Origin of the sequence: Herbaspirillum sp. NPDC087042 (genome assembly GCF_044745245.1) — a bacterium.
Taxonomy (GTDB): domain Bacteria; phylum Pseudomonadota; class Gammaproteobacteria; order Burkholderiales; family Burkholderiaceae_D; genus Herbaspirillum.
In genome coordinates, this window is the sequence record NZ_JBIUZW010000002.1 from 324,055 (window position 1) to 332,910 (window position 8,856).

7 protein-coding genes are annotated in these 8,856 nt (G+C 62.7%); 3 read left to right on the forward strand and 4 right to left on the reverse strand.

The genetic code is table 11. From position 1 onward, the window contains the following. Nucleotides 1–297 precede the first annotated feature (297 nt). The 3 genes from ACIPHN_RS05690 to ACIPHN_RS05700 are packed head-to-tail and all read left to right on the forward strand — an operon-like array spanning nt 298 to nt 4,381. Nucleotides 298–1,854 carry an MFS transporter gene (locus ACIPHN_RS05690; RefSeq protein WP_400434023.1) on the forward strand — a complete coding sequence of 519 codons (1,557 nt, stop codon included), beginning with the start codon at nt 298–300 and terminating at the stop codon, nt 1,852–1,854. After that, a complete protein-coding gene (locus ACIPHN_RS05695; RefSeq protein WP_400434027.1) occupies nt 1,851–2,948 on the forward strand; it encodes an HlyD family secretion protein in 1,098 nt (365 codons plus the stop codon). The genes ACIPHN_RS05690 and ACIPHN_RS05695 overlap by 4 nt, the downstream gene beginning before the upstream one ends. A 35-nt stretch (nt 2,949–2,983) precedes the next feature. After that, nucleotides 2,984–4,381, forward strand: coding sequence for an efflux transporter outer membrane subunit (locus ACIPHN_RS05700; RefSeq protein WP_400434030.1), 1,398 nt, complete (start codon nt 2,984–2,986; stop codon nt 4,379–4,381). A 159-nt stretch (nt 4,382–4,540) separates the two neighbouring features. Here ACIPHN_RS05700 and ACIPHN_RS05705 read toward each other — a convergent pair whose 3' ends face one another. From ACIPHN_RS05705 to ACIPHN_RS05720, 4 genes are all read right to left on the reverse strand, one after another. Beyond that, a complete protein-coding gene (locus tag ACIPHN_RS05705) occupies nt 4,541–5,416 on the reverse strand; it encodes a LysR family transcriptional regulator (RefSeq protein WP_400434033.1) in 876 nt (291 codons plus the stop codon). A 141-nt stretch (nt 5,417–5,557) separates the two neighbouring features. Then, complete coding sequence (locus ACIPHN_RS05710; RefSeq protein WP_400434036.1) at nt 5,558–6,739, reverse strand: patatin-like phospholipase family protein; 1,182 nt, start codon at nt 6,737–6,739, stop codon at nt 5,558–5,560. 15 nt (nt 6,740–6,754) lie between these two features. After that, nucleotides 6,755–7,543 carry a 3-hydroxybutyrate dehydrogenase gene (locus ACIPHN_RS05715; RefSeq protein WP_400434039.1) on the reverse strand — a complete coding sequence of 263 codons (789 nt, stop codon included), beginning with the start codon at nt 7,541–7,543 and terminating at the stop codon, nt 6,755–6,757. A gap of 29 nt (nt 7,544–7,572) precedes the next feature. Beyond that, on the reverse strand, nt 7,573–8,316 hold the full coding sequence (locus ACIPHN_RS05720) for an acetoacetate decarboxylase (RefSeq protein ID WP_400434041.1): 744 nt from the start codon (nt 8,314–8,316) through the stop codon (nt 7,573–7,575). Nucleotides 8,317–8,856 lie beyond the last annotated feature (540 nt).

Consider the following 8,856-nt stretch of genomic DNA (forward strand, 5'->3'; position numbering starts at 1 on the left):
ACCGGCTATTGACCGCCCAACTTTATGGGGTCAGTTCACGCTTGCCGCGCGAGTTGTGCTTCGAAATGATTGGTGATTGATATGCCTGCATCGCCTGCACACAAATAACTTTTGTAGCCACCACAAATATTTTTTGTTTCTCATCACCGACTCCCCTCAGTACCATGGCAGCAATACAAAGCCGCGACCGCACGCCCATCAACTAAGGCGCCCGAGCTGTCACGGCATCACTGAGCTCCCTTTAGCCCCTCTCTGCCGCGCCGCCCTGCCATGGTTGACCGAACACCAGAACGCCCCATGCCCGCTGTGCCGGAAGCGCCAGCCTTTCCAGGCTCGCCCTACATCGCCACGCATGCCCTCTGGCGCCGTGCCGCCTATGCTGCCATCGCCGTACTGGCCGGAATCGGGGCCACTTTCGGCAATGGCATGGTCAACGTCAACATCGCCAACCTGGCCGGCGGACAAGGTCTCTACACGGCCGAAGCCAGCCTGCTGCCGGCGGTCTATGTCGGTTTCAACGCCTGCGCCAATCTGGTCCTCGTCAAAGCGCGCGCGCAATTCGGCATCCCCCAGGTCACCCTCTCCCTGCTGGCGACCTATGTCCTGGCCGCCCTGCTGCACTTGTGCCTGCCTGGACTGGCGGCAGCCATCGTCGTGCGCGCCGCCTGCGGCCTGGCCGCAGCGGCCCTGACTACGACCACCATCTATCACCTGCTGCAGGTCTTCTCGCTGAAAGCCCGGCCGCTGGCATTGGTGCTCGGCGTGAGCCTGCCGCAATTCGGGCCGCCGCTGGCGCGCCTGATGTCGCTGGATTTCCTAGCCGTTTCGCAATGGCAAGGGCTACTGCTGACCGAGCTGCTCATCGCCCTGGTGTTGATGGGTGCCATGACCCTGGTGCCGCTTCCGCCCAGCGAGCGCAGTCAGGCCTTCGAGGGTATGGACCTGGTGACGGTCTCGCTCTTGGTACCGGCCGGGCTGCTGCTCTCGGCGGTACTCGGACTGGGCCGCATCCTGTGGTGGACCGATACGCCCTGGCTGGGCCTGGCGCTGGCCGGCGCGGTGGTGCTGGCCGGCGCGGCCTGGATGATCGAGCGTCAACGCGCCCGCCCGCTGTTGCAACTGCGCTGGATGCTGACGGGCGACATCGTGCGCTTCGCCATGGTGGCCTTCCTGGTACGCATCGCACTGGCTGAGCAGACCTATGGCGCCGTCGGCCTGCTCAGTGCCGGCGGCCTTAACAACGACCAGTTGCATGGTCTCTTCCTCGCGGTCACCGCAGCCATGTTCCTCGGCATCATTGCGGCCACACTCACGTTGTCGGAACGCAACCTGTCATGGCAGGTTGCGGCGGCGGCGCTCGCCATCGCCCTGGCCGCCTGGCTGGACAGCGGCAGCAACAGTCTCACCCGTCCGCCGCAACTCTATCTCAGCCAGTCGCTGGTGGCCTTCGGTACAACGCTCTTCGTCGGTCCCACGCTGGTGTTCGGTTTCCTGCGCATGAGGGCGCGCGGTGCCGATCACCTGGTCAGTTTCATCGTCCTGTTCAGCATCACCCAGAACATCGGTGGGCTGGCCGGTTCAGCCTTGCTCGGCAGCGTCCAGACCATCATGGCCAAGGTGCATGCGCAAGTGATGTCCGAGCGCCTGCTGGCTTCCGATCCGCAGATTGCCGCACGGCTGGCGCAAGGCAGCGGCGCACTAATGCAATCGCTCATGACCGAAGCCAACACGCTGGCCTACAACGATGTCTTCCGCCTGGTGGCGCTGGCCGCCCTGGCAGTGGCCGCCTATCTGGCTTGTGAAACCTATGGCCGTCGGCGTGCAGCACGCCGGGGACCGGAGCACGCAGCATGAACACCAACCTTCCCGAAACATCTTCACGCGCCCCCGCTGGCCTGCCACCCAAGGTGTCGCGCCTGCGCCTGGTGCTGGCACTGGTGGTGCTGGCCGCTGCCGTCTTGCTGGTCCTGCGCGGCTGGCACCTGCCGCCTTTCGACGACCCGCTCCAGCGCACTGACAACGCCTACGTACGCGGCCGTACCGCCATGATCGCGCCCCAGGTCAGCGGCTACGTGGTGGAGGTAGCGGTCAAGGATTACCAGCAGGTGCAGCGCGGCCAGGTGCTGGTGCGCATCGACAGCCGCATCTATGCCGCAAGGTTGGAACAGGCCAAAGCCGCCGTGGCCGCGCAGATCGCCCAGCTGGAAAACGCCACCCAGGCAAGACGCGCACGGGCTGCCGCCATCACCGCGCAGGAAGCCGCGCTGACCAACGCGCAGGCGCAATTGCAGCGCGCCCGTGTGGATCTGGCGCGGGTCGATGAACTGGTCTCCGATGGTTCGGTAGCGCTGCGTGAACGCGACCAGAACCTGGCGGCCCACGCCCAGGCCGAGGCCCAGGTGCGCCAGGCCAGCGCCGCAGTTGACATGGCCCGGCAAGACCTGCGTACCGTCGAAGTCGGACGCGACGCGCTGGTCGCCAATGTGGAGGCTGCACGCGCGCAACTGCGGCTGGCGCAGATCGACCTGGACAACACCGTGATCCGCGCCGCCGAGGATGGACAGCTCGGCGAAGTCGGCGTGCGTTTGGGCCAGTACGTCACCAACGGTACGCCGCTGCTGCAACTGGTGCCGGCCGAGCGCTGGGTGGTGGCGCATTTCAAGGAAGCGCAGACCGCCGCGATGCGCCCGGGGCAATACGCCGAAGTGCGCATCGATGCACTGCAAGGACGGCGTCTATCCGGTCGCGTGCAGCTGTTAGCACCCGCAGCAGGCTCGGAATTCGCGGCCATCAAGCCCGATACCACTACCGGCAACTTCGTCAAGATTCCCCAGCGCATCGGCGTGAAGATCGTCTTCGATGACGCGGCCTCTGCGGCCCTGCTGCGCCCCGGCATGTCGGTGGAGGCCACGGTCGACCCCGGTCGCATGGTGGAGCAGAAGCGATGACCAGGCCTGCCCGCTCGGCGAAAATGATTACGTTGGTGGCCCTGGCAGTCGTACTGGCGGCTTGCGCCGGTCCTCGTCCCGGGCGGCCGGAACAGGCTGCCGTGACGTTGCCGGCGCAATGGCGCGAGCCGCTGCTCCCCACATCAGGCATCAGCCTTTCGCGCTGGTGGGAAGCCTTTGGGGACCCGGTCCTGGACCAGTTGGTGGACCAGGTCCTGGCCGGCAACAGCGATCTCGCCATGGCCGCTGCACGCGTACAGCAGGCGCGTGCCTCCAGCCGATTCGCTACGGCGCAGCGCATGCCTTCGTTGTCGGCCTCGGGCATGGGAGCACACCAAGGTGACGTCGATGCATTCGGGCGTGCGCGCGTCCAGGATGCGTGGCAAGCGGAGCTGTCGCTGTCCTACGAACTGGACCTCTTCGGCCGTCTGGCCGACCAGGATGCCGCTGCACGCGCCACCCTGCTGGCCACTGACGCCGCGCGCAGTACCTTGCGGCTGGCACTGATCGCCACCACCACCAGCACCTACATCGCCTTGCGCGCCCACGAGGCTCGCCTGGAGGTCCTCAAGCAGACCCTGCAAATGCGCGGCGAATCCCTGCAACTGGCGTGGCGACGCGCCCAGCAGGGCTATTCCAGCCGGCTCGAAGTGGAGCAGTCGCAGTCCGAATATGCCTCTGCCGAGCAGCTCATCGCCTCTACTCGGATGGCGATCAGCCGCGATGAAAATGCCTTGAGCCTGCTGGCCGGCCAGCCCGCGCTACCGCTGGCCCCAGGCTCCAGCCTGCAGACACTCGCGCTGCCAGCGATCCGGCCCGACCAACCCGCCGCGTTGCTGCGCCAGCGGCCGGACATCTACCAGGCCGAACAGCAACTGGTGGCGGCAGACCACAGCCTGGATGCCGCCCGCGCAGCGCTGATGCCTTCGCTGCGCATCGGCCTCAGCGGCGGCGTGGTGGGCTCCAACCTCCTGCCTGATCCGCTATCGATCTTCTCCGCCGGTGGCAGCATCCTGGCGCCGCTGCTGGATGGCGGACGCCTGCGCGCGCAAGCCGACGCCACCGCTGCGCGCCGCGATGAAGCCGCGTATGCCTACCAGAAAGCCGTGCTGGTGGCCTGGCGCGACGTGGAGGATGCACTGGCCGCCGTACGCGCAGCCCAGGCCCAGCAACAGGCCGTGCAGGAGCAGGAGGTGGCCCTGCGCGAAGCCCTGGCGATGAGCCGCAAACGCTACCGCGCCGGTTATTCGCCCTATCTGGAACAGCTGGATGCGCAGCGCGGATTGCTCTCGGCGCAGCTGCTGGAGGTGCAGGCCCGCGCCGATCGCCTCAGCGCCACGGTCAGCCTGGCACAGGCCTTGGGGGGCGGCTGGGAAGCGGAATGCGACCAGGATCTGACCCCGCAGGCCAGTGACGGTCGGGTACGCCCATGATGGAGGTGCCGACCGCAAGATCAGCGCCATTGCCGGCTATTACGCGCACGCTGCGGTCAATCCAATCTGAGCTTGCGCTGCTGAAGGTGCATGGGATATGGCCGCGTTCCTTGAAGGGAAGGCGGTCATATTCCATGACCGATTTCTCGTAACACCGGACTAGATGCCCTCCGGCCTGTTGAGCACGTTGCGCAGCACCGAGGCGAAGGAGTGGATCAGTGCATCGTTCCTGAGCGGGTTGTAGCGCATGAAGAATTCGACGTAACCGGGAAATGGCAGCAGCGTCGTCTCCATGGCATGAGGCAGGGTGAAATCGCTCCGCACGGTTTCTTCGTTGAACAGGGAAATCCCCCACCCGGAACGGATCGCCGTTCGCAGCGAGGCGGGATCGTCGCTTTCGAAATGCACGGTCCACTTGTGACCGGCCGAGCTGAGCGTGTCGAAGATATGTTCACGGATGAAAGTCGGTGCAGGCAGGACCACCAGCGGGATGGTCATTCCTGGGCGCACCAGGTGATGCAGGTCGCCGACCCACACCAAGCGCTCGCGGCGCATCACTTCCCCCTGGGTATTCCCATCGGCTTGCGCCCCCAACACCACATCGAGCCCGCCGGCCTCCAGCTTGGTCAGCAGCTGGCTGGTACGGCCGGTCTCACAGCGCACTTCCAGGCGAGGCTGGGCACGGCGCAGCTCGCTGAGCAAGGAAAACAGCATGGGCAGGCTGAAGCCCTGCGTAAATCCGAAGCGTACGGAACCATCCAGCGGCGTGTTGGAAAACTGGTAGCGGATACGATTGGCGATATCCACCACCTTTCTTGCCGCCAGCAGGACCACCTCACCATCAGGGGTAAGTTCTATCCGCTGATTCTGTCGGCAGACCAGCGGCCGGCCGGCCAATTCCTCCAGCCGTTTGAGCTGCGCGCTCACGGCCTGCTGGGTAAGATGCATACACTTGGCTGCGCCACTGATACTGCCTTCCTCATGAAGGTAGACGAGCATATGCATGAGTGCGGGATCGATGAACCTGTTATTCAATTTATTCTCACCATCTGGCGAACCAGTCCGTTCCGCTCCGCGAGCAGATACGATTGTCACTGCTGCCGATGGCAGCGGTGACGGTACTCCCAGGTTAGCCAAACGGAAAACCTATCGTCCATCAAATGGCCTCCGACCACCTCAGGCGCGCCGGTTTTTCCCCAGCCTGTCGAAGATCGTTACATTCTCCTGGTTCGACGGCCGCTCGAATATCTCAGGGTGCTTCAGCGTCGCCACGGCATCCTCATATCCTGCCTGCCAGTGTTCCTGCATGGTCAGCCGCGAGAATTCGTAGTCCTTGGAATGGCTCTCATACTGGCGCGAACGATAGATCAGGTGCACGATGTTGTAGGCCTTGTGATCGGCCACCTCCCGCAGCAGCTCCATTCCTTCCATGTCCTGCAATTGGCGCGGCAGCTTCTGCAGCAGGTTGGCCAATGCGCCGCGCACCCGCTGCACGCGCTTGAAATGATCGGTCGCGTTGCGTGTGCGGCTGGAATACTGGATGTCTTTCTGGCGGGTCGTGACATCGACCAGGTTGCCGGGCAGGTTGCCTTCAGCGCTCCACAGATCAACCTGGAAGGCGAGGGTATCCTGGCGCGTCGGACCATCCGCGACCCATTGCAGTGGCGTGTTCGAGATCAGTCCACCGTCCCAATAGAATTCACCGTCGATTTCGGTTGCCGGGAAACCAGGTGGCAGGGAGCCGCTTGCCATGATGTGCTCTGGCCGGATCAGATGGGTTTCCGTATCGAAATACGTGAAGTTGCCGGTCCGGACATTGACGGCACCCACGCTCAGGCGTGTTTCCCTGCTGTTGATCCGGTCGAAATCGATGAAGCGTTCAAGCGTCCCCTTCAATGCGGAGGTGTCGTAGAAGCTGGTCGCACCAAGGCTACCATTGGGATGAAAAAAGGGCGACGGCCGGCGCGGCTCAAAGAACCCCGCCGCCCCTTTGAAGAGCGCCATGCCGGCGCTGAGCTGGTTGAACAGACCCCGCGCAAAGTCACCGTTCGGACCATAGACTTCGGATAACACGGCCATATCCAGGACCGGATTGGCAGTGATGCAATCCCAGAAGCCCTTGAGCTTCGCGACCCGGTCCTGCGGAGCATTGCCGGCGATGATGGCGGAATTGATCGCGCCGATGGAGATACCCGCAATCCAGTCCGGATGAACTTCGGCTTCGGCCAGCGCCTCATAAACGCCCGCTTGGTAGGAGCCCAGTGCACCTCCCCCCTGCAGGACCAATGCGATGCATTCGAAGGAGCTGCGTCCTTTACCGGATTGCCTTGCAGCGGGACGGGAATGGGGCTTGTGCATTGTCGCTCTCGTGGATTACTGCATGAACCAGCCGTGGCTGACGACTAGGGATTGTCCGGTCAGCGCATTGCTGCCAAAACCTGCAAAGAAGAGGGTGGCTTCGGCCACATCTTGGACGGTGGTGAACTCGCCGTCGACGGTCTCCTTGAGCATGACGTTCTTTACCACGTCTTGCTCGGAAATGCCGAGCGTGCTCGCCTGTTCGGGGATCTGCTTTTCCACCAGCGGTGTACGGACGAAGCCCGGGCAGACGACATTGGCGCGCACGCCATGCTTGGCGCCCTCCTTTGCCACCGCCTTGGCCAAGCCGATCAGGCCATGCTTGGCAGTCACATAGGGGGCCTTCAGCAAGGAGGCTTCCTTCGAATGTACGGAGCCCATATAGATGATGCTGCCGCCATTACCGAGCTGATACATGTGGCGCAGTGCGGCCTTGGTGGTCAGGAAGGCGCCATCGAGGTGGATGGCCAGCATCTGTTTCCATTTGACGAAATCGAACTGGTCCAGCGGCGCGACGATCTGAATGCCCGCATTGCTCACCAGCACGTCGAGGCGGCCAAAGTGGCGGACCACGTTGTCGATGCCAGTGTTGACCTGCTCTTCGCTGGACACATCCATCGCTACACCGATGGCTTGCCCCTTGCCAGCGATTTTTTCGATTTCCGCTGCCGTTGCGACGGCGGCTTCCAGATTGAGGTCGGCGATGGCGACCTTGGCGCCTGCACGGGAAAACGTGAGGGCGATTTCCTTGCCGATGCCGCTGGCAGCACCGGTGACGATGGCAACTTTATTGTCGAGACGCATTTCTATCCCTATGGTGTGTGACGAATGGATTAGCGCAGGTAGTCGTGGACGACCTTGCCCAAGCCCAACGTGAGGTCGGCCTTGAAATGCGCCGCCGATACGATCTCCTGGATCGGCAGGTCACCGACCGGGGCCAGTGCGTGGGAGGTCAGGGAGAGCGCCGCCGGTCCGCTGAAGCCCCATTTCAGCTCGATGTCTTCGAGATGGTATTCAACGAGTTCGCAGATACGCACCGTGCCATCGACGTGCGGGATGATCTTGAGCAGGAAGTTCGGCGTGGCAAGGGAGGCAAGCAGTGACTCCAAGTCCAGCCGGTGGTGCTTGTATCCCATGCTGGCTGTTGCCACCCGCACCGAGCCATAATCGAGCGTGCCGACGAGGCAGTCGGTTTCGACCTTCAGGGAAGGCTTGGCCAGCTTCTTGGGAAAGCCCCACAATTCGCGCCCACCGGCGATCGGCGGGTCATCGTCGAGGAACATGGAATGGCTGTAGCTGCCTTTGCGCCCCTGGAATCTCACCGGAATGACTTGTCCGGATTCCGTATAATCGCCAAATCCGGTAGAGTCCGGCATCCGCATGAACTCGTATTTCACGAAGGGCTGGTCGGGATCGATTTCCAGGGGTTCGGGAACTACCGCACGTAATTTGTCCACATCGGTACGGTAGGTGATGACCAGATACTCCCGGTCATTGAAACGATAAGGCCCCCTGGGAAAGGCCGGGCTCGTGAACGGCATGGCATAGGCTTGCTGACGAATTTCTTCTTCTTTCATCGTTCTTTCCTTCTACAGTAATCGCCGATTCAAGGGAGCGCCCCCCATGCGCTGAACCGGACCAGGCCAGTTGCGATGCGGGCGCGGAAGTGAGCGTGAGCGCCGGCAGTACCAGGCATGCATACGCGATGAACGGAAGGGAGCAGGCAGTTCCCTCTACTGCGTGCGACGTGCCGTGGCGCGCAGCAGGAGATTGAAAATGAACGGCGGGCATACGGCGCGAACACATGATCTTTCTTTGAGCGTTTTACAATGCATATCGATTCGGGAATCCGGGTGGATGGTGGCGGTTGAAGATGCGGTCCGGGCCCTTGATCTCCACCTGCCAAGTGGCCAAGACATCATAAGGTTCAGGCAAGAGGATTAGAAACAAAGAATATTTGTAGCTAGAACAACAAAGATTTGTGGATCTCGGGCATCGCCGTCCGGCGAACGTGAGGTCATGGATGTTGATTTGCTCGCAGATTTGACCCTCTCCATTTGACCCACCTTCCATTGCCTGCTGAAGGCAGCCACCCGGTCATACGACCCCTCATATCC

Bases quoted from the DNA above. Each gene is read 5' to 3' on its own strand.
- ACIPHN_RS05690 (WP_400434023.1), top strand. From the start codon at position 298: ATGCCCGCTGTGCCGGAAGCGCCAGCCTTTCCAGGCTCGCCCTACATC.
- ACIPHN_RS05695 (WP_400434027.1), top strand. From the start codon at position 1,851: ATGAACACCAACCTTCCCGAAACATCTTCACGCGCCCCCGCTGGCCTG.
- ACIPHN_RS05710 (WP_400434036.1), bottom strand. From the start codon at position 6,739: ATGCACAAGCCCCATTCCCGTCCCGCTGCAAGGCAATCCGGTAAAGGA.
- ACIPHN_RS05715 (WP_400434039.1), bottom strand. From the start codon at position 7,543: ATGCGTCTCGACAATAAAGTTGCCATCGTCACCGGTGCTGCCAGCGGC.
- ACIPHN_RS05720 (WP_400434041.1), bottom strand. From the start codon at position 8,316: ATGAAAGAAGAAGAAATTCGTCAGCAAGCCTATGCCATGCCGTTCACG.